Origin of the sequence: Mesorhizobium sp. BR1-1-6 (assembly GCF_020165355.1) — a bacterium.
In the GTDB taxonomy this organism is placed as follows: Bacteria; Pseudomonadota; Alphaproteobacteria; order Rhizobiales; family Rhizobiaceae; genus Mesorhizobium.
In genome coordinates, this window is sequence record NZ_JAIUHZ010000001.1 from 671,350 (window position 1) to 689,124 (window position 17,775).

At 66.4% G+C, this 17,775-nt stretch carries 20 protein-coding genes; 11 read left to right on the plus strand and 9 right to left on the minus strand.

The genetic code is table 11. The annotated features are described in order from the left end of the window. Position 1 precedes the first annotated feature (1 nt). Positions 2-958 carry an alpha/beta hydrolase gene (locus LB545_RS03315; RefSeq protein WP_140685332.1) on the plus strand — a complete coding sequence of 319 codons (957 nt, stop codon included), beginning with the start codon at positions 2-4 and terminating at the stop codon, positions 956-958. 18 nt (positions 959-976) lie between these two features. Here the strand turns inward: LB545_RS03315 and LB545_RS03320 are convergent, their stop codons facing one another. After that, positions 977-1,354 carry a YraN family protein gene (locus tag LB545_RS03320; protein ID WP_181165189.1) on the minus strand — a complete coding sequence of 126 codons (378 nt, stop codon included), beginning with the start codon at positions 1,352-1,354 and terminating at the stop codon, positions 977-979. Next, positions 1,347-2,258: a 16S rRNA (cytidine(1402)-2'-O)-methyltransferase gene (gene rsmI, locus LB545_RS03325; protein WP_140563839.1), complete on the minus strand. Its 912-nt coding sequence runs from the start codon at positions 2,256-2,258 to the stop codon at positions 1,347-1,349. Before rsmI ends, LB545_RS03320 begins: the two co-directional genes overlap by 8 nt. A 199-nt stretch (positions 2,259-2,457) precedes the next feature. On the opposite strand from rsmI, the gene LB545_RS03330 reads away from it, so the two are divergent. Beyond that, complete coding sequence (locus LB545_RS03330) at positions 2,458-2,637, plus strand: hypothetical protein (RefSeq protein ID WP_140491829.1); 180 nt, start codon at positions 2,458-2,460, stop codon at positions 2,635-2,637. Between the two features lie 73 nt (positions 2,638-2,710). On the opposite strand, the gene LB545_RS03335 is transcribed toward LB545_RS03330, so the two are convergent. The 5 genes from LB545_RS03335 to rph form a co-directional block, all read right to left on the minus strand. Beyond that, the gene (locus LB545_RS03335; RefSeq protein ID WP_140491827.1) at positions 2,711-3,145 is read right to left on the minus strand and encodes an EamA family transporter; all 435 of its coding nucleotides are present in this window, start codon (positions 3,143-3,145) and stop codon (positions 2,711-2,713) included. Positions 3,146-3,243: 98 nt separating this feature from the next. After that, complete coding sequence (gene hemW, locus LB545_RS03340; protein WP_140655116.1) at positions 3,244-4,422, minus strand: radical SAM family heme chaperone HemW; 1,179 nt, start codon at positions 4,420-4,422, stop codon at positions 3,244-3,246. Further along, the gene (gene rdgB / locus LB545_RS03345) at positions 4,419-5,081 is read right to left on the minus strand and encodes an RdgB/HAM1 family non-canonical purine NTP pyrophosphatase (RefSeq protein ID WP_140554722.1); all 663 of its coding nucleotides are present in this window, start codon (positions 5,079-5,081) and stop codon (positions 4,419-4,421) included. Before rdgB ends, hemW begins: the two co-directional genes overlap by 4 nt. Next, positions 5,081-5,491, minus strand: a complete 411-nt coding sequence (locus LB545_RS03350) for a VOC family protein (protein WP_140554721.1) — start codon at positions 5,489-5,491, stop codon at positions 5,081-5,083. Before LB545_RS03350 ends, rdgB begins: the two co-directional genes overlap by 1 nt. A gap of 183 nt (positions 5,492-5,674) precedes the next feature. Beyond that, positions 5,675-6,391, minus strand: a complete 717-nt coding sequence (gene rph / locus LB545_RS03355; protein WP_140491814.1) for a ribonuclease PH — start codon at positions 6,389-6,391, stop codon at positions 5,675-5,677. A 231-nt stretch (positions 6,392-6,622) separates the two neighbouring features. Here rph and hrcA point away from each other — a divergent pair, with 231 nt between their 5' ends. The 6 genes from hrcA to LB545_RS03385 all read left to right on the plus strand — a co-directional run bounded on the left by hrcA (position 6,623) and on the right by LB545_RS03385 (position 12,206). Next, positions 6,623-7,735 carry a heat-inducible transcriptional repressor HrcA gene (hrcA, locus tag LB545_RS03360; protein WP_140491812.1) on the plus strand — a complete coding sequence of 371 codons (1,113 nt, stop codon included), beginning with the start codon at positions 6,623-6,625 and terminating at the stop codon, positions 7,733-7,735. Between the two features lie 37 nt (positions 7,736-7,772). Further along, the gene (locus tag LB545_RS03365; protein ID WP_140491810.1) at positions 7,773-7,973 is read left to right on the plus strand and encodes a hypothetical protein; all 201 of its coding nucleotides are present in this window, start codon (positions 7,773-7,775) and stop codon (positions 7,971-7,973) included. Positions 7,974-8,097: 124 nt separating this feature from the next. Next, positions 8,098-9,468, plus strand: a complete 1,371-nt coding sequence (locus LB545_RS03370; protein WP_140491808.1) for a PQQ-dependent sugar dehydrogenase — start codon at positions 8,098-8,100, stop codon at positions 9,466-9,468. Between the two features lie 128 nt (positions 9,469-9,596). Then, positions 9,597-10,214, plus strand: a complete 618-nt coding sequence (locus LB545_RS03375) for a LysE family translocator (RefSeq protein WP_140514131.1) — start codon at positions 9,597-9,599, stop codon at positions 10,212-10,214. A 192-nt stretch (positions 10,215-10,406) separates the two neighbouring features. Next, on the plus strand, positions 10,407-11,387 hold the full coding sequence (gene cysK / locus LB545_RS03380) for a cysteine synthase A (RefSeq protein WP_140514132.1): 981 nt from the start codon (positions 10,407-10,409) through the stop codon (positions 11,385-11,387). Between the two features lie 192 nt (positions 11,388-11,579). Beyond that, positions 11,580-12,206 carry a glutathione S-transferase family protein gene (locus LB545_RS03385; protein ID WP_140514133.1) on the plus strand — a complete coding sequence of 209 codons (627 nt, stop codon included), beginning with the start codon at positions 11,580-11,582 and terminating at the stop codon, positions 12,204-12,206. A 34-nt stretch (positions 12,207-12,240) separates the two neighbouring features. Here the strand turns inward: LB545_RS03385 and LB545_RS03390 are convergent, their stop codons facing one another. Both LB545_RS03390 and LB545_RS03395 read right to left on the minus strand, forming a co-directional pair. Next, a complete protein-coding gene (locus LB545_RS03390) occupies positions 12,241-13,485 on the minus strand; it encodes an RNA polymerase sigma factor (protein ID WP_140559153.1) in 1,245 nt (414 codons plus the stop codon). Between the two features lie 7 nt (positions 13,486-13,492). Next, positions 13,493-13,861 (minus strand): YciI family protein, encoded by a 369-nt coding sequence (locus LB545_RS03395; RefSeq protein ID WP_140491798.1) that lies wholly within the window; start codon positions 13,859-13,861, stop codon positions 13,493-13,495. A gap of 261 nt (positions 13,862-14,122) precedes the next feature. Between LB545_RS03395 and LB545_RS03400 the strand changes: the two genes are divergently transcribed. The 3 genes from LB545_RS03400 to LB545_RS03410 are packed head-to-tail and all read left to right on the plus strand — an operon-like array spanning position 14,123 to position 17,641. Continuing rightward, entirely contained in the window at positions 14,123-15,082 is a 960-nt protein-coding gene (locus tag LB545_RS03400) for a TAXI family TRAP transporter solute-binding subunit (protein WP_140514134.1), read from the plus strand. Positions 15,083-15,140: 58 nt separating this feature from the next. Next, complete coding sequence (locus LB545_RS03405; RefSeq protein ID WP_140524415.1) at positions 15,141-17,261, plus strand: TRAP transporter permease; 2,121 nt, start codon at positions 15,141-15,143, stop codon at positions 17,259-17,261. Continuing rightward, the gene (locus tag LB545_RS03410; protein WP_140524413.1) at positions 17,258-17,641 is read left to right on the plus strand and encodes a DUF1850 domain-containing protein; all 384 of its coding nucleotides are present in this window, start codon (positions 17,258-17,260) and stop codon (positions 17,639-17,641) included. The genes LB545_RS03405 and LB545_RS03410 overlap by 4 nt, the downstream gene beginning before the upstream one ends. The last annotated feature ends 134 nt before the right edge of the window (positions 17,642-17,775 follow it).

A 17,775-nucleotide genomic window follows, 5' to 3' on the forward strand; every position in this document is an offset into this window, starting at 1 on the left:
AATGACCGGTCGCAGCAAATACGCGACGCGGCTCGACCCTGCGCTGTGGGCCTATATAGACGGCATCAACGCCTGGTATCCGCCCGAGACGATCGACCTGCCGATCGCCAAGCAGCGTGCGATCTATGACAGGATGTGCCGGGCGCTTCGCCAGCCCTATCCGCCGGGGGTGACGGCGAGCGACGGCCTCATCGCCGCCCCCGGCCGGAACATCGCGGTGCGGCACTACGGGATGGCAGGCACGGCCGCGCGGGCCACGGTGCTTTATTACCATGGCGGCGGCTTCATCCTGGGCGGGCTCGACAGCCATGACGACATCTGCGCCGAGATCTGCGCCGGCACCGGCTTTGCCGTGCTCTCGGTCGACTATCGGCTGGCGCCCGAACATCTCCACCCCGCCGCCTTCGACGACGCTCTGGCCGCCTTCGAATGGGCGGCGGCTAGAGCGAACGGGCCACTGCTGCTGTCCGGCGAGAGCGCCGGCGGCAATCTGGCGGCGGCGGTCAGTCACGCGACGCGCGCTCGCGCGAAGAGGCCGACCGGCCAGGTGCTGATCTATCCCGGCCTCGGCGGCGACGAGACTGCCCGCTCCTACATCGAGCATGCCGAGGCGCCGCTTCTGTCGACCGGCGACGTCGCTTTCTACCGCCACGTCCGCTCGGCCAAGAGACAGGCGCCGGACGATCCGACCTTCTCGCCGCTGCGCGCCGCCGACTTCTCCGGCCTGCCGCCCACCATTGTCGTTACCGCCGAATGCGACCCGCTGTCGTCGGACGGCGAGGCCTATCGCGACCGCATCCTGGCCGCCGGCGGCAAAGCGAGCTGGCACGAGGAGAAGCGCCTCGTGCACAGTTTCCTGCGCGCCCGCACCACCGTGCCGGCTGCCGCCGAGGCGTTCCGGCGCATAATCGCGGCGATCGCGGCACTTGGCGCGGGCGAATGGCCCGTCGAACACTGAACCCGAGCGACGCAGCCCTCAATTGCGCCCGTAAAACGCGTTCGGGACATGCACCGGCCAGCGCCATGGCAGCACGGCGATCATGTCGAACCGCATCGACAGCCTGCCGTAATCCGGCTGGCGCGACAGCCAGATGTCGGCGGCGCCTTCGATGCGGCGCTCCGATTCATGGGCGATCGCCTCCATCGCTTCCATCAGCGTGCGGCGCGCCTTGACCTCGACGAACAGCACCAGGTCGCCGCGCCGCGCGATCAGGTCGATCTCGCCGAAACGGGTGCGATGGCGGCGCGCCAGGATCCGGTAGCCTTTCAGCACCAGCGCCGCCGCCGCCAGCCATTCGCCGCGATGGCCGCGCCGGTAGGCCTTTTGACGGCTGACGCTCGGGAGCCTAGCCACGGTCCTCTCCAGAGGCATCCCTGAGTTCCAGCAGCCGCCGGTAAAGCGCCTGCTTCTGGCCGCCGGTCATCTTCGCCGCTTCCGCCGCCGCCTTCGAAGCCGGCATTTCGGCGGCGAGCGACAACAGCATCCGGTCGATATCGGCCGGCTCGTCCGCCCTGGCCTCGGCCGGACCGACGCACACCACGATCTCGCCCTTCGGCGTATCGGCCGCCGCATAGTGGTCGGCCAGCGCCCGCAGCGTGCCGGTGCGCATCTCCTCGAAGGTCTTGGTCAATTCCCTGCCGATCGCTGCCTTGCGCTCGCCGCCAAGCGCTTCGGCCATCGCGCCGAGAGACTCGGCCAGCCGGCGCGGCGATTCGAAGAAGATCAGCGTCGCCGGCACCGCTTTAAGCGCGTCCAGCCGCGCCAGCCGCTGCCCCGCCTTGACCGGCAGGAAGCCGGAGAACAGGAAGGCATCCGAAGGCAAGCCGGATGCGGTGAGCGCGGCAAGCGGCGCGGACGGACCGGGGATGGGCACGACGCGAATGCCCTGGTCGAGCGCCTCGCCGACCAGCCGGTAGCCGGGATCGGAAACCAGCGGCGTGCCGGCATCCGAGATCAGCGCCACGCTCTGCCCCGACTGGAGCGCCGCTATCAATTTTGGCCCGGCCTCGCCGGCATTGTGCTCGTGATAGGCCGTGGTGCGGCGGCGGATGCCGTAGCGGTCGAGCAGCACGCGCGACACGCGCGTGTCCTCGCAGGCGACCATGTCGGCGGCGGCCAGCGTCTCAAGCGCGCGCAGCGTGATGTCGGCGAGATTGCCGATCGGCGTCGCCACCAGATAGAGCGCGGGTTCGAGCGGCCGGGCCGCGATCTCGGTCTGCCCGATCACATAGCTGCGCTTTCCCGTCTCGCCAGTCACCGGTGCCTTCTCCGTCAGCGGCGCGCCCGCGTCCAGATGGAGCCGCGAAGGACGTTCCGAAATTATCCGCCCTGTTTGGCACGGCCCGCGCCGGGTTGCAAAAGCCGCTGTAATGCAAGGCGAGCGCCATTCCTTCGCCACAGTAGGGAACGAAACCGTCTTTCGCAGATTTAGCCCCTGATTCCCCCGGGAGGACAGGATGGACAGACTGACCATACAGGACGCTTTCGAGCCTTACTATGCAGGCCGCAAGCGCTTTGCCGCGCAAGGAGACGGGAAGCCGCCCGCCACCACGGACGGCAAGCAGGGGCCCGCGCGCCGCCCGCCACCAGAGATCAAGCTACCCGATAACGAACCCGACAGCACGACGGAGCACTGACCGGACGATGCCCAATCGCTTCGATATTTTCATCACCCGTCTCGAAACCAAGAACGCCCGCCACGGCGCAGCACTACCCTCGATAAGCGACCAGCACCGCGCCCGCCGCGATAAGGGCGACGCCAAGCCAGTTCGCACCGGTGAGCCGCTCGCCGAGAAAGACCGCGCCAAACACCGCCACAAGCACGACGCTTAGCTTGTCGATGGGCGCCACCTGCGCCGCATTGCCGATTTTCAGCGCGCGGAAATAGCAGAGCCACGAGGCTCCGGTCGCCAGTCCCGACAGGCTAAGGAAAAGCCAGGTCTTCCCGGAGATCGAGGCCCACGATTGGAATTGGCCGCTGGCGGCGAGGATCGCCGCAAGCACGACCAGGATGATGGCTGTCCGGATGAGGGTGGCGAAATCGGAATTGATGGTCTCGATGCCGACCTTGGCGAAGATCGCCGTCAGCGCCGCGAAAGTCGCCGACAACAGCGCCCAGAATTGCCAGGAGAGCGGCAGGTTCATTCGGATAGCCTCACCGGTCGGGTCTCAACTCAGATACCGCGAAACAGCCGCCTCCAGAAGCGTAATCTTGGCTTCGAGATTGGGAGCAGCATCCCAGCCTACCGTGCCAGATCGGCCACCACGGCGTCGAGCACGATCATGCCGGCGGGCGTGGCGCGCAGGCGGGCGTTGCCGATCGGCGCCACCAGCCCTTCGCCTTGCAGCACCGACAGCCGCGCGCTCGACAGGCCGCGCCCGGAAAACGCTTCGTAACGCGACAGGTCGATGCCTTCCGCCAGCCTCAGTCCCATCAGCAGGAACTCGTCAGCCTCTTCGGAGCGCGTCAGGGTCTCGCCGCCGGTGACGCCATGGCCCTTGGCCTCGACCAGATTGGCCCAGGTTTCCGGCATCCTCTCCGCGATGGTCACGACGCGGTGGCCGTTCTCGACGAAGCGGCCATGCGCGCCAGGGCCGACGCCGACATATTCGCCATAGCGCCAGTAGGTCAGATTGTGCCGGCTTTCGGCACCCGGCCGGGCGTGGTTTGAGATCTCATATGCCGGCAAACCATGGGCTGATGTCACCTCTTGCGTCAGCGCATAAAGGTCGGCGGCGTGGTCGTTGTCGGGGATGATGAATTTCTTCGCCGCGTGCAGCGCGTGGAACGGCGTGCCTTCCTCGATGGTCAGCTGATAGAGCGACAGATGGTCGGCGGCGTGGCCGATCGCCTGTTCGAGCTCCGATGCCCAGGCCTCCGGCGTCTGGCTTGGCCGTGCGTAGATCAGGTCGAAGGAGAGCCTTGGGAATATCTCCCGCGCGAGCCCGATCGCGTGCAGCGCCTCGTCCACATTGTGCAGCCGGCCAAGGAAGCGCAAATCCTTGTCGTTCAGCGCCTGCACGCCGAGCGAGACCCGGTTGACGCCCGCAGCGCGATAGCCGCGAAAGCGTTCGGCTTCGACCGAGGAGGGATTGGCCTCCAGCGTCACCTCGATGCCGTCGGGCACCGTCCAGTTCTTCGCCACGGCGTCCAGGACCCTGGCCACCGTTTCCGGCTTCATCAACGACGGCGTGCCGCCGCCGAGAAAGATGCTGGTCACCTCGCGTGGGCCGGTGCGCTGGCGCATCGTCGCCAGTTCCGCCTCGAAGGCGGCGGCAAAGCGCTCCTGGTCGACCGGCTGGTGGCGGACATGGCTGTTGAAGTCGCAATAGGGGCATTTGGCCGCGCAGAACGGCCAATGCACATAGACGCCGAAACCGGGGCTGCGGTCGAGCGGCATGGTGGCGCCGGGCCTGATCATGCCGAGCCTAACCGGGCCAGACCCAATCGGGCTTGGGCGAATTTCTGGAAGGCGCGGGCGCGGTGCGACAGCGCCGTGGCCTGGCCGGGTTTCCAGCCGTGTTTTTCCTCGGCGGTCATCTCGCCGAAGGTCTTTTCGAAGCCGTCGGGCAGGAACACCGGGTCGTAGCCGAATCCGAGCTCGCCGCGCGGCGGCCAGACCAGCGTGCCTTCGGCCTCGCCGCGGTAATATTCGGCCTCGCCGTCGGGAAAGGCGAGGCAGATGACGGCGACGAAGCGACCCTTGCGCTGCTCGGCCGAGGCGGCGCCGACTTCCTGCAGCGCCACTTCGGTGCGCTGCATGGCGATGCCGAAATCCCTGCTGCCATCAGGCGTTTCGGCCCAGTTGGCGGTGTAGACGCCGGGCGCGCCGTCGAGCGCGTCAACGCACAGGCCCGAATCGTCCGACAGCGCCGGCAGGCCCGTCGCCTTGGCCGCGGCGAAGGCCTTGATATAGGCGTTCTCCTCGAAGGTTGTGCCGGTCTCCTCGGGTTCGGGCAAGCCATAGTCCTTCGCCGATTTCGCCTCGAATCCGAATGGCGCCATCAGATCGGCGAATTCGCGCAGCTTGCCTTCATTGTGGCTGGCGACGACGATCTTTTTTCCGTCGAGAGAATGCATCAAAGTCCCCAGATTCTCGGCTCGGCGAATTCGATCGAATTGCCGGAGGGATCGCGGATATAAAGCGAGCGGCCGCCTTGCGGCCATTCGAATTCGCTTTCGACAGCGATGTTCTTCGCCTTCAGATGGGATTTCCAGCGGCTGATTTCATCGGCGGTCGCCGCAAAGCAGAGATGGCCTTCGCCCGATGTGCCGTGTGGCGGCACTTTCAGCCTCGCGTCGGGCGCAGGCGGGATCCTGGTCGCCTCGGCGTTGAAGACCAGCAGCACGCCGGCTCCGCAACGGAAGAACAGATGGCGGCCCTCGACCTTGCCGAGAGGAGTGAGGCCGAGGATGTCGGTGTAGAAGGCTTCGGCAGCGGCGAGGTCGGTGACGTAAAGAGCGGATTCAAGAATTGCAGAGGGGATCACGAGGCACCCCCCTCTGGCCTGCCGGCCATCTCCCGCGCAAGGGGGGAGATTGGCGGCGTGAGCGCCGGCTCATGGTATTCTATTCTGATTATTGGCGAAGCTCGAGACAACAGCCGATCTCCCCCCTTGCGGGGGAGATGCCCGGCAGGGCAGAGGGGGGTGCCCAGGCTCCGCATGAATAAACTACGCCACCGCCATCTGCTGCAAACTCACCAGCCTCTGGATGCCTTTCTTGGCCAGGCCCATCAGCTCGGCGAACTGCCCTTCCGAAAAGGGCTCGCCCTCGGCCGTGCCCTGGATCTCGACGATGCCGCCCTTGCCGGTCATGACGAAATTGGCGTCGGTGCCGGCGGAGGAATCCTCGAGATAGTCGAGGTCGATGACCGGCTGGCCGTCATGGATGCCGCAGGAAATCGCCGCGACATGGTCCTTCAGCACCTTGGCGACGCTCACCATCTGCCGCGCTTCCATCCAGCGCAGGCAATCGTAGAGCGCCACCCAGCCGCCGGTGATGGAGGCGGTGCGGGTGCCGCCATCGGCCTGGATGACGTCGCAGTCGACGGTGATCTGCTGCTCGCCCAGCGCCTGCAGGTCGACCACGGCGCGCAGCGAGCGGCCGATCAGCCGCTGGATCTCCAGCGTGCGCCCGCCCTGCTTGCCGGCGGAGGCCTCGCGGCGCATGCGCTCGCCTGTCGAGCGCGGCAGCATGCCGTATTCGGCCGTCACCCAGCCTTTCCCGGAATTGCGCATCCAGCCCGGCACCTTTTCCTCCAGGCTTGCCGTGCACAAGACATGCGTGTCGCCGAACTTCACCAGGCACGAGCCTTCGGCATGTTTGGAGACGCCGCGCTCGAAGGAGATGGCGCGCATTTCGTCGAACTGGCGTTTGGAGGGGCGCATTCGGCCTGCTTTCTTGTCAGCTTTTTTGAATCTTGGCCGGCTTTTAGACGCATGCGGGGCACGGCGTAAAGGAAAATGGACCGGCGGCCGCAAACGCGGCGACACCGGGGCGATCGCGCAACACGACACCGGGGTGATCGCAAGTGCGACACCGGCTGATCGCGCAACGCGACACCGGGTTGCGCGCAGCGCCGCGAAGTCTATATCCTTGAACCGGAGGTTATGGCCGCAATGACCAAGGCAGTCGATCCCGCTTCGCAGTCGCTCGCTCTTCACGCGCCGGCACTTCAGGCGCCCGCACTTCAGGCGCTCGACATGCGTTCGCGCGACATCTTCCGGCGTATCGTCGATTCCTATCTGAGGGACGGCGAGCCCGTGGGATCGCGCAGCCTGTCGCGCATCCTGCCGTCCTCGCTGTCGCCCGCCACCATCCGCAACGTGATGAGCGATCTCGAACATCTCGGCCTGATCTACGCGCCGCACATCTCGGCCGGTCGCCTGCCGACGCAGGCCGGCCTGCGCTTCTTCGTCGACGCCTTCATGGAATTGGGCGACCTCTCCGACGAGGAGCGGCGCAGCATCGAGGCGCAGGTGCGCGCCTCCGGCTCGGGCGCCACGCTGGAACACATGCTGACCGAGGCCAGCCAGATGCTGTCGGGCATGTCGCGCGGCGCCGGCCTGGTGCTGGCCGCCAAGAACGAGGTGGCGCTCAAGCACATCGAGTTCATCCAGCTCGAGCCCACCAAGGCGCTGACCGTGATGGTGTCGCAGAACGGCGACGTCGAGAACCGGGTCATCGATCTGCCGGCCGGCATCACCGTCTCGCAATTGCACGAGGCCTCGAATTTTCTCAACGCCCATATTCGCGGCCGTACGCTGGCCGAGGCGCGGGCGGAGGTCGAGCGTATCAAGGAAGAGACAAGGGCAGCGCTCGACACGCTGTCGCAGGACCTGGTGGAGAAAGGGCTGGCGGTGTGGGCCGGCGCGGAAAGCGGCCTGCCGGCGCGCCTGATCGTGCGCGGCCGCGCCAATCTGCTCGAAAACGTCACCGCCCAGGCCGACATCGAACTCCTGCGCCACCTGTTCGAGGACATGGAGACGCAGGACGGGCTGATCCAGCTGCTCGACCTCGCCGAGGCGGGACCGGGCGTGCGCATCTTCATCGGCTCGGAAAATAAGCTTTTCTCGCTCTCCGGCTCGTCGCTGGTCGTGGCACCCTACCGCGACAAGGACGCCCGCGTCGTCGGCGCGCTCGGCGTCATCGGCCCGACCCGGCTCAACTATGCCCGCATTGTCCCGATGGTCGACTATACGGCGCAGCTGATATCGCGCATGCTGCGCTGAGAGCTGGGATCGATCCAGACGGCCGAGGAGAGAAAAGATGGCGCTGGAATCGTTCAAGGCCCAGATCAGCCTGCTGCTGGAGGAGATGGTCAACCAGCCTGAGGATGTGCGCGAAGTGCAGGAGCAATTGCGCGAGAAGCTGCGCGAAATCCGCGCCATGGGCATGCCGCTGCCGGCCGATCTCGTCGAACTGGAAAAGAACCTCGACGCCGATCTCGATCTCGACGCGGATAGCTGACCCGAATTCCTTCAACTCCCCGTGTCGTCCGGAACGACTGCCGAGCCCGCCCGTTCCCTTGATGCATGTGACTTCGGTCTTGGGACAACGACATGCATGAAGAAGCGAGAAGCTGGAGACTGGGATGATCCGACTTGCCGGCGCCGTGGTAATCGCTGCTGCCTTGCTCTTCGCCGCGACGGCATTGGCCCAGCAGGAAGAGCCGGTGCTGAAGGGCGCGGCCGCATTCGGTGACTGGCGGGCCGATGCGCCGGGCGTGCGCCGGTTGATCAGCCCGCAAGACCAGCCCAGGCCCTATGTCACCAGATCCGCCTCGAACGGCGCCGGTCCGGTGCAAAGGCCGCAAGGCGCCGAGCCGCGGCTGCCGGCGGGCTTTTCGGCGGAACTGATCGCTTCGGGCATCGACAATCCGCGCGTCGTGCGCGTCGCGCCCAATGGCGACCTGTTCGTCGCCGACAGCGAGGCCAACCAGATCCGCGTCTACCGTCTCGGCGAGGGCAGCGCGAAACCTGTCAGGGACGGCATCTTCGCCCGCAATCTCAACCAGCCCTACGGCATCGCCTTCTACCCGCCTGGGGACAACCCGCAATGGGTCTATGTCGCCAACAGCGACAGCATCGTGCGCTTTCCCTACCGCGATGGCGACCTGGAGGCCTCCGGCGAGCCGGAAACCATCGTCCGCGATATTCCGGCCACTCATCACTGGACCCGCGACATCGCCTTCTCGCCGGACGGCAAGACGCTGTATCTCTCGGTCGGCTCCGGCTCGAACGCCGCCCAGGACATGGCAAGGAAACCGCGGGGCGGGCTCGACGCCTGGGCCAGGTCGAAGCCGCTCGGCGCCACCTGGGGCGCGGAGGAAGGCCGCGCCGACGTCAGGGCTTTCGACCCGGACGGTAGGAATGGGCGCATCGTCGCCACCGGCCTGCGCAACTGTTCGGGCATGGCCATCCAGCCGGCGGCGGGCGCGCTGTGGTGCGTGGTCAACGAGCGCGACGCGCTCGGCGACAACGTGCCGTTCGAATATGCGACCGAAGTGAAGGAAGGCGCCTTCTACGGCTGGCCCTGGTACTATATCGGCGACAATGAGGATCCGCGCCACAAGGGCGCGCGTCCCGACCTTGCCGGCAAGGTCACCGTCCCCGACATTCTGATGCAGGCGCATTCGGCGCCGCTCAACATCGCCTTCTACGACGGCAGGAATGTCCGCGCAGGATCCGGTTTTCCGGCCGAATACAGGGGCGACGCCTTCGTCGCCCTGCACGGTTCGTGGAATCGCGGCAACAGGACTGGCTACAAGGTGGTGCGGCTCAAGTTCAAGGACGGCAAGCCGACCGGCGAATATGAGGATTTCATGACCGGCTTCGTCACCTCCGGCGGCGAGGTCTGGGGCCGGCCGGTCGGCGTGGCGGTGGCGAGCGACGGCGCGCTGATCGTCACCGAGGACGGCAACGGCACCATCTGGCGCGTGACCTACGGCGACGGCCGGTCCTGATCCGCTGGGAGGCCTCGAGCACGGGGCATGCCTGGTGCAACCAAATCCGGCTCCAGGCAATTCCCGCCCGCGAAACTCTGTGCGACAAGGCGCCGTCCCAGCAGTTTCGCGGACGCAAGGCTCGATCCATGACCCTCACCGGCTTTCTCGCCTACAGCGCCGCCCTCGGCTTGGCCGCGGCCATTCCCGGCCCCGGCATCACCGCGCTTGTGGCGCGCGCGCTCGGTTCCGGCTTCCGCTCGTCGCTGGCCATGTCCTTCGGCCTGATGCTCGGCGACCTCCTTTATCTCACCGCCGTGGTGCTTGGGCTTGCCTTTGTCGCGCAGACCTTCGGCCTGGTGTTCCTCGCCGTCAAATGGGCCGGCGTCGCCTATCTCGCCTTCCTCGGCTGGCGCTTCTGGACCGCCGGCATCACGCCCGAGACGGTCGAGGCCAGGAAAGGCAAGGGCGGGCTAGCGTCGAGCTTCCTCGCCGGCCTGACGGTGACGCTCGGCAATCCGAAGACGATGATCTTCTATCTCGCCATCACGCCGACCATCGTCGACCTCAAGACCATCACGCTGGCCGACTACGGCATCCTCGCCGCACTCACCGTCCTCGTCCTGTTCGTGGTGCTGGTGCCTTATCTGGCGCTGGCGGCCAAGGCGCGCTGGTTCCTGCGCTCGCCGCGCGCCCTGAAGGCGCTGAACCGCACCGCGGCCGGTTTCATGGTCGGCGCGGCGGCGGCGATCGCCGCCCGCCAATAGGGCCATTTTTGCCAAGGCATTCCGCCGGACTGGCTTTTGCGGGAACGCTTTTCCGAGGCCGAGGCGTTTTAGACACGGGCCCCACTCGGATATTTTCGGGCGACGGTCTATCTTGCGTCCGTGGAAGGCCTATCTTGGCGGCCATCCGTCTGAGATCAGTTCCATCCGCCTGACATTCTGGGAGCCAAACCAATGAACAAGTTCGCCGCCTCCGCTCGTGTTCCCGGCCGTGGCCGCATCTACAATTCCATCACCGATACGATCGGCGACACGCCACTGGTGCGGCTCGACAAATTCGCCAAGGAGAAGGGCATCGTTGCCCATCTCCTTGCCAAGCTCGAATTCTTCAACCCGATCGCCTCGGTCAAGGACCGTATCGGCGTGGCGATGATCGAGGCGCTCGAGGCATCGGGCAAGATCGCTCCCGGCAAGACGACGCTGATCGAGCCGACTTCGGGCAATACCGGCATAGCGCTTGCCTTCGCTGCCGCCGCCAAGGGCTACAAGCTGATCCTCACCATGCCCGAGACCATGTCGGTCGAGCGCCGCAAGATGCTGGCGCTGCTCGGCGCCGAACTGGTGCTGACCGAAGGGCCGAAAGGCATGAAGGGCGCCATCGCCAAGGCCGACGAACTGGCGGCCACCATCCCCAACGCCATCATCCCGCAGCAGTTCGAGAACCCGGCCAATCCCGAGATCCATCGCACGACGACTGCCGAGGAGATCTGGAACGACACCCATGGCGAGGTCGACATCATCGTCTCCGGCATCGGCACCGGCGGCACCATCACCGGCGTCGGCCAGGTGCTGAAGAAGCGCAAGCCTTCGCTGCATGTCGTCGCGGTCGAACCGGAAACCTCGCCGGTGCTGTCGGGCGGCCAGCCTGGCCCGCACAAGATCCAGGGCATCGGCGCCGGCTTCGCGCCAAAAATCCTCGACACCACCATCTATGACGAAATCGTCACGGTCTCGAACGAGGATTCGGTCGCCAATGCCCGCCTCGTCGCCCGGCTGGAAGGCGTGCCGGTCGGCATCTCCTCGGGCGCCGCTTTGCAGGCGGCGATCGTCGTCGGCTCGCGGCCGGAGAACAAGGGCAAGAACCTGGTGGTGATCATCCCGTCCTTCGCCGAGCGCTATTTGTCGACGATCCTGTTCGAAGGGCTGGGCGCTTAGGGTCTTCGTTGGGCGAAGCGATACGACGCGTCGCCTGTCAAGTTTCGACACGCCCCCTGCCGAGCGCCTAACACAAAGGTGCTTAGCCTGGCCCGCTGAAAAAACCCGCCGTGGCGGATGCCACGGGCTTGAGCAGCGCCCTGCTTCCGGTTCATATCGCCCCCGGCCCCCGCAGGGCCGGCGGAGGACCTCATGTACAAGCTCTACACCCGTCCCGGCAGCGGCGGCTTCGTTGTCGAGGCGGCCCTGGCGCTGGCCAAGGCGCCGTTCGAGCAGATCGACGTACCGAAATCCGATCGGCCCGATCCCGCTTTCCTCCACATCAGCCCGCTGAACCAGGTGCCGGTGCTGACCTTGCCGGACGGCCGCTCGCTGACCGAATCGGCGGCCATCTGCATCCTGCTCGCCGAACGCCATCCGCGGGCCGGGCTGGCGCCGGCGGCCGATGAACCGGCCCGCGCCGACTTCCTGCGCTGGATGGCGTTCATGTCGTCCGCCCTCTATCCGGCGGTGCTGCGTTTCTACTACGCGCCGCGCTACACGGCCGACGCCGACGGCGCCAAGGCCGTCAAGCAGGCGGCCGTGGCCGAGATGGACCGCGGCTTTGCCGTCGTCGATGCCGCCTTGCGCGGCCGCGACTGGCTGGCAGGCGAGGCGATGTCGGTGGCCGATATCTATTTGGCCATGCTGGTGGCCTGGCATCCCGACAGCGGCAAGGCACGCACTGCCTGGCCCGACATCGAACGCCTGTGGGCCAGGCTTCGCGAGCACCCGCTGATGAAGACGCTCAACGCATCGCACGAAATGTGGCCGGGCTGAACAATTCATCGGCAAAGCACCGCGCTCAGGCATTTCAATGCCTGAGCGTCGCGCGTTTTCCCTGCAGGAAGCGGCGTACCGCCGGATCGCTTTCAAGGCCGATCGCACGGTCATAGGCTTCGACCGCCTGCGGCACCTGGCCGAGCCTGGCCAGAAGGCCGGCGCGCGCTGCCCAATAGGGCTGGTAATCATTGAGCCGCTTGTCGTCGCCAAGCACGTACAGCGCCGCCAGCCCCGCCACGGCGCCCTCGGCTTCGGCGATCGCCACCGCGCGGTTGATCGCCACCACGGGCGATCGTGCGATCGAAAGCAACGCGTCGTAGAATTCGCGGATCGCCACCCAGTCGGTCTCGCCGCTCAGCCGCCGCGCCGCGTGAACGGACTGCACGGCCGCCTCGAGCTGGTAGCGGCCGATCACGCCCATGGAGGCGGCGCGGCCGAGCAGGGTTTCCGCCTCGTCGATCAAGGCATGATCCCAAAGCGCATGATCCTGCTCGGCGAGCGGCACATAATCTCCGGACCCATCGCGGCGCGCGGTACGGCGCGCCTCGGCGAACAGCATCAGCGCAAGCAGGCCCAGCGCCTCCGGTTCGTCCGGCAGCAGCGAGGCCACCAGCCTGCCGAGCCAGATCCCTTCGGTGGCCAGGTTCCGGCGCCGCGTCTCTGTGCCCGCCGGGTCGGACCAGCCCTCGGCGAAGGTCGCGTATATGGCCTCCAGCACGGTATCCAGGCGCTCGCCGAGTTCGGCCCGCTCCGGTACGCGGAACGGAATGCCGGCTTCACGGATGCGGGCCTTGGCCCGCACCAGGCGCTGGCCCATTGTCGCCGGCGGAACCAGGAAGGCGGAGGCGATCGTCGCGGCGTCGAAACCAAGCACGGCCTGCAGGATCAGCGGCGCGCGCACGCCAGGTTCGATCGCCGGATGCGCGCAGGCGAACATCAGCCGCAGCCGTTCGTCGGGCAGGTCCTGGTCGGTCATGCACGCCTCCGCCTCCTCGGCAATCAGCTTGAGATGGTCGCGGCCGGCTTCGCTGGTGAGCCGCCGCCGCACCGCGTCGACACGCCGCCGCCTTGCCACGGCAAGCAGCCAGGCCTCCGGCTTTTCGGGCACGCCGGTTCGTGGCCAGCGTTCGAGCGCCGCTGCAAAGGCGTCGGCCAGCGCGTCCTCGGCGGCGGCCACGTCGCGCGTGGGCGCCGCGAGCCAGGCGACCAGCTTGCCGTAGCTTTGCCGGGCGGCGGCCTCGGCGGCTGCCCGGGCAATCTGCGAGCTGCTGTCCATCACATCGTCATTTCTTGGGCATGTATTCGGCCATTTCCCAAATCGGCCGCAACTCGACCGTGCCTGTGCTGGCCGCCGGGCAGCGCGCCGCCCATTCGATGGCGGTATCGATGTCGGCCGCTTCGATCATGTAGAAGCCGGCAAGCTGCTCCTTGGTGTCGGCATAGGGGCCGTCGATCACGTTGGTCTTGCCGTCGGTGATCCGCACCGAGGTGGTTGCCTGAGTCGGGCGCAGCCTTTCTCCGGCCAGCCACGCGCCGGATTTCTTCAACGCTTCGGTATAGGCGCCATAGGCCGCGCTCATCTGTTGAGCCTTCTCGATCGGCGTATTCGCCAGTGCGGCTTCGTCGTTGTTGATCAAAAGCATGTATCGCATGGGTCTTCTCCCGTGGTTTCGTAGGCCGCGTCCTTGCGAGCCGGACATATGTCGCGCGGCAAGGGCCGATTTCGACAGGTGCCGGAAAAAATCTTTCGGCCACGGTCGCGTCCCGCGCAAGCCGGGAGCTGTTTCCGCATCCATTCAACCGTTCGTCTAATGAATGCAATTGCGGGTTGGCATTTGCGGCCCGCCGTCTAAACTTGGCCGGTTCGCATCGAGGAGGTGGTGCGGCAGCCAATATTTCAGGGAGGAAACCGGATGTTCCATTTCAGAACGAAGTTCGTTGCGGCCGGCGCAATGGCGCTATCGCTTGGACTCGGCATTGCCTCGGCCAGGGCACAGGAATTCATCAACGTGCTGACCGGCGGCACGTCGGGCGTCTACTACCCGCTCGGCGTGGCGCTGTCGGAAATCTACAGCAAGGGCATCGCAGGCGCCCGCACCCAGGTGCAGGCCACCAAGGCTTCGGTCGAGAACCTCAACCTGCTGCAGCAGGGCAAGGGCGAGATCGCCTTCGCGCTCGGCGATTCCGTCAAGATGGCCGCCGAAGGCAATGCCGAGGCCGGCTTCCCCGGCAAGCTCGACAAATTGCGCGGCATCGCCGCCATCTACCCCAACTATATCCAGATCGTCGCCAGCCAGGAATCCGGCATCAAGACGCTGGCCGACCTCAAGGGCAAGAGCCTGTCGGTCGGCGCGCCGGCCTCCGGCACCGAGCTCAACGCGCGTGCCATCTTTGCCGCCGCCGGCCTGAAATACGAGGATCTCGGCCGGGTCGAATACCTGCCCTTCGCCGAATCGGTCGAGCTGATCAAGAACCGCCAGCTCGATGCCACGCTGCAGTCGGCCGGCCTCGGGGTCGCCTCGATCCGCGATCTCGCCACCTCGGTGCCGATCAACGTCGTCGCGGTGCCGGCCGAGGATGTCGCCAAGATCGGCGCCCCCTATCTGTCGGTGGTTATCCCCAAGGGCACCTATGAGGGCCAGGCCGAGGACGTCGCGACCGCGGCCGTCGGCAATTTCCTCGTCACCCGCGCCGATGTTTCCGACGAGACGGCCTATCAGATGACCAAGCTGATGTTCGAGCATCTCGACCAACTAGCCGCCGCCCACGCCGCCGCCAAGGCGATCGACCCTGCCAAGGCGCTCGACGGCATGCCGGTGCCGCTGCATCCGGGCGCGGAACGCTATTACAAGGAGAAGGGGCTGCTGAAGTAGGCGGAGGACTATCTGAGATGTCTTCGCACTGTCATTCGCTCATTTTGGAGTGCATCGGATGAGCGAAACAACGCATGGAACGACAGCCGACGGCAAATCCTCCACCTTCCATCTCCCCGTCGCCGAAGAGCAGGTCGAAGGCTTGCCGCCGGGCTTTGGCGAGGGCATCGCCGGCAAGGCTGCCTTCCTCATCGCCGTCGCCTTTTCCGTGTTCCAGATCTACGTCGCCGCCTATGGCAGCATCCCGAGCCAGGTGGTGCGGGCCATGCATGTCGGTTTCCTGCTGCTGCTCGGCTTTGGCCTGATCGCCAACCTGCGCGCCCGAAGCCTGCCGGCCAAGGCCGTGTTCTGGGCGTTCGGCGTGCTCGGCTTCGGCACCGGCCTCTACAATTGGGTGTTCTACACCGACCTCATCCGCCGCTCCGGTTTCCTCACCACGCCGGATCTTGTCGTCGGCGCGGTGCTGGTGGTGCTGGTCTTCGAGGCGGCCCGGCGGCTGATGGGACTGCCGCTGGCGATCATCGCTTTCATCTTTCTCGCCTATTGTTTCGTCGGCAACCATCTGCCGCCGCCCTTCATCCATCGCGGCTACGATTTCGCCCAGCTCGTCGACACTTTCGCCTACGGCACCGAAGGCATATACGGCACGCCGGTCTATGTCTCGGCCGCCTATATCTTCATCTTCGTCGTCTTCGCCGCCTTCCTCGAACGCGCCGGCATGATCGCGCTGTTCAACGATTTCGCGCTCGGCCTGGTCGGCTCGTGGCGCGGCGGCCCGGCGCAGGTCTGCGTTTTGTCCTCGGCGCTGATGGGCACCATCTCCGGCTCCGGCGTTGCCAATGTCGTGGCCAGCGGCCAGTTCACCATCCCGCTGATGAAGCGCTTCGGCTTCCGCTCGGCCTTCGCCGGCGCCGTCGAGGCGACCTCCTCGATGGGCGGCCAGATCATGCCGCCGGTGATGGGCGCGGTCGCCTTCATCATGGCCGAGACGCTGAACATCCCCTATGCCGAAGTGGTCAAGGCGGCGATCATCCCGGCGCTGCTCTATTTCGGCGCCTGTTTCTGGCAGGTGCATCTGGAAGCCGGCAAGGCCGGCCTGCACGGCATGGCCAAGGCCGAACTGCCCAATCCCTGGGATGCCGTGCGCCAGCACTGGCCGCTGGTGCTGCCGCTGGCGGCCCTCATCTATCTCCTGTTTGCCGGCTACACACCGATCTTCGCCGGCACGATGGGGCTGGCGCTGACCATCGTGCTCATCCTCGGCACCCCACTGGCGGCCCTGATCGGACCGCTCGCCTTCCGCGTCGTCTTCTGGCTGGCGCTCGGGCTTGCCGCCGCCTCGTTCATGCGCTTCGGCGTCAACATACTCGGCCTCGTCATCGCCGCTCTCGTCGTCGCCTGCTTCGCCTTCAAGGGCGGGCGCGAAACGCTGCGGATCTGCGTGGATTCACTTGCCGAAGGGGCTAAGAACGCGCTGCCGGTCGGCATCGCCTGCGCCATCGTCGGCATCGTCATCGGCACGCTGACGCTCACCGGCATCGCCTCCACTTTCATCGGCTGGATCATCTCCATCGGCCAGGACAATCTGTTCCTGTCCCTGGTGCTGACCATGCTCACCTGCCTGGTGCTTGGCATGGGCATCCCGACCATTCCCAACTACATCATCACCTCCTCGCTGGCCGGCCCGGCGCTGCTGTCGCTCGGCGTGCCGCTGGTGGTCAGCCACATGTTCGTCTTCTACTTCGGCATCATGGCCGATCTCACGCCGCCGGTGGCGCTGGCCGCCTTCGCGGCCGCCCCGATGGCCAGGGAAAGCGGCCTCAAGATCGGCATCCAGGCGACCAAGCTTGCCATTGCCGGCTTCGTCGTGCCGTTCATGGCGGTCTACACGCCGGCGCTCATGCTGCAGGATCCAGGCCCGATCGCCGCCCAGTTCGGCTACCCCGTCGAGGTCGCCTACATCGTCGTCAAGGCGTGCATGGGCATCGTGCTGTGGGGCGCCGCCGCCGTCGGCTTCCTTGCCAGGCGCATGGCGTGGTGGGAACGGCTCATCGCCTTCTGTGCCGGCGTGCTGCTGGTCGCGGCGATCCCGCTCACCGACGAGACAGGCTGGGCATTGTCGTTTGCCTGGATCGGCTGGCATTTCTGGCGTGCGCGGCGGGCGACGGCCCAAGCATGAGCCTGTGTATCCTTGCCGCCGGCAAGACGGTGACGCTGGCGGCCGCCGCCTTCACCCTCTCCTGGACGCACTCGGTGGAGCGCACGCGCTGGGAGGAACACTGGAAGGTGATGCCTTCCGGCCTGCAAGTCACCGAGGCGCGCATAAAGGGCTCGGGCGCCGGCATGGAACCACCGGAGGGCGCGGTGCTGCGAGACGGCTGGTGGGTCTATGCTCCGAAGGTCGGGCCGCAGCGAAGCCTTATGCTCGCCGCCTCCGGCGCGACCGGTGATGGTTGGACACTGTGCGCAGATCAGGGTTGCCGAGAACTCGGCAAGGTGGCCGGCGGCACGATCGTGCTGGAGCCGTGTGCTCCGGACGGCACGAGCCTGCCGCGGTAGCGCACTATCATCCCGGCTGGAGCCAGCGCCGTCGAAGACGGTCAGCGGATGGCTTGCATCGAAGGGTATTCAGAAGGACGGCTTGGACTGGGCCCGACTGGACTGGGGCCGACTGGGCTGGAGAAGGTCGCTCA

Bases quoted from the DNA above. Each gene is read 5' to 3' on its own strand.
- LB545_RS03315 (WP_140685332.1), top strand. From the start codon at position 2: ATGACCGGTCGCAGCAAATACGCGACGCGGCTCGACCCTGCGCTGTGG.
- LB545_RS03330 (WP_140491829.1), top strand. From the start codon at position 2,458: ATGGACAGACTGACCATACAGGACGCTTTCGAGCCTTACTATGCAGGC.
- LB545_RS03335 (WP_140491827.1), bottom strand. From the start codon at position 3,145: ATGAACCTGCCGCTCTCCTGGCAATTCTGGGCGCTGTTGTCGGCGACT.
- hemW (WP_140655116.1), bottom strand. From the start codon at position 4,422: ATGATCAGGCCCGGCGCCACCATGCCGCTCGACCGCAGCCCCGGTTTC.
- rdgB (WP_140554722.1), bottom strand. From the start codon at position 5,081: ATGCATTCTCTCGACGGAAAAAAGATCGTCGTCGCCAGCCACAATGAA.
- rph (WP_140491814.1), bottom strand. From the start codon at position 6,391: ATGCGCCCCTCCAAACGCCAGTTCGACGAAATGCGCGCCATCTCCTTC.
- hrcA (WP_140491812.1), top strand. From the start codon at position 6,623: ATGACCAAGGCAGTCGATCCCGCTTCGCAGTCGCTCGCTCTTCACGCG.
- LB545_RS03365 (WP_140491810.1), top strand. From the start codon at position 7,773: ATGGCGCTGGAATCGTTCAAGGCCCAGATCAGCCTGCTGCTGGAGGAG.
- LB545_RS03370 (WP_140491808.1), top strand. From the start codon at position 8,098: ATGATCCGACTTGCCGGCGCCGTGGTAATCGCTGCTGCCTTGCTCTTC.
- LB545_RS03375 (WP_140514131.1), top strand. From the start codon at position 9,597: ATGACCCTCACCGGCTTTCTCGCCTACAGCGCCGCCCTCGGCTTGGCC.
- cysK (WP_140514132.1), top strand. From the start codon at position 10,407: ATGAACAAGTTCGCCGCCTCCGCTCGTGTTCCCGGCCGTGGCCGCATC.
- LB545_RS03385 (WP_140514133.1), top strand. From the start codon at position 11,580: ATGTACAAGCTCTACACCCGTCCCGGCAGCGGCGGCTTCGTTGTCGAG.
- LB545_RS03390 (WP_140559153.1), bottom strand. From the start codon at position 13,485: ATGGACAGCAGCTCGCAGATTGCCCGGGCAGCCGCCGAGGCCGCCGCC.
- LB545_RS03395 (WP_140491798.1), bottom strand. From the start codon at position 13,861: ATGCGATACATGCTTTTGATCAACAACGACGAAGCCGCACTGGCGAAT.
- LB545_RS03400 (WP_140514134.1), top strand. From the start codon at position 14,123: ATGTTCCATTTCAGAACGAAGTTCGTTGCGGCCGGCGCAATGGCGCTA.
- LB545_RS03405 (WP_140524415.1), top strand. From the start codon at position 15,141: ATGAGCGAAACAACGCATGGAACGACAGCCGACGGCAAATCCTCCACC.
- LB545_RS03410 (WP_140524413.1), top strand. From the start codon at position 17,258: ATGAGCCTGTGTATCCTTGCCGCCGGCAAGACGGTGACGCTGGCGGCC.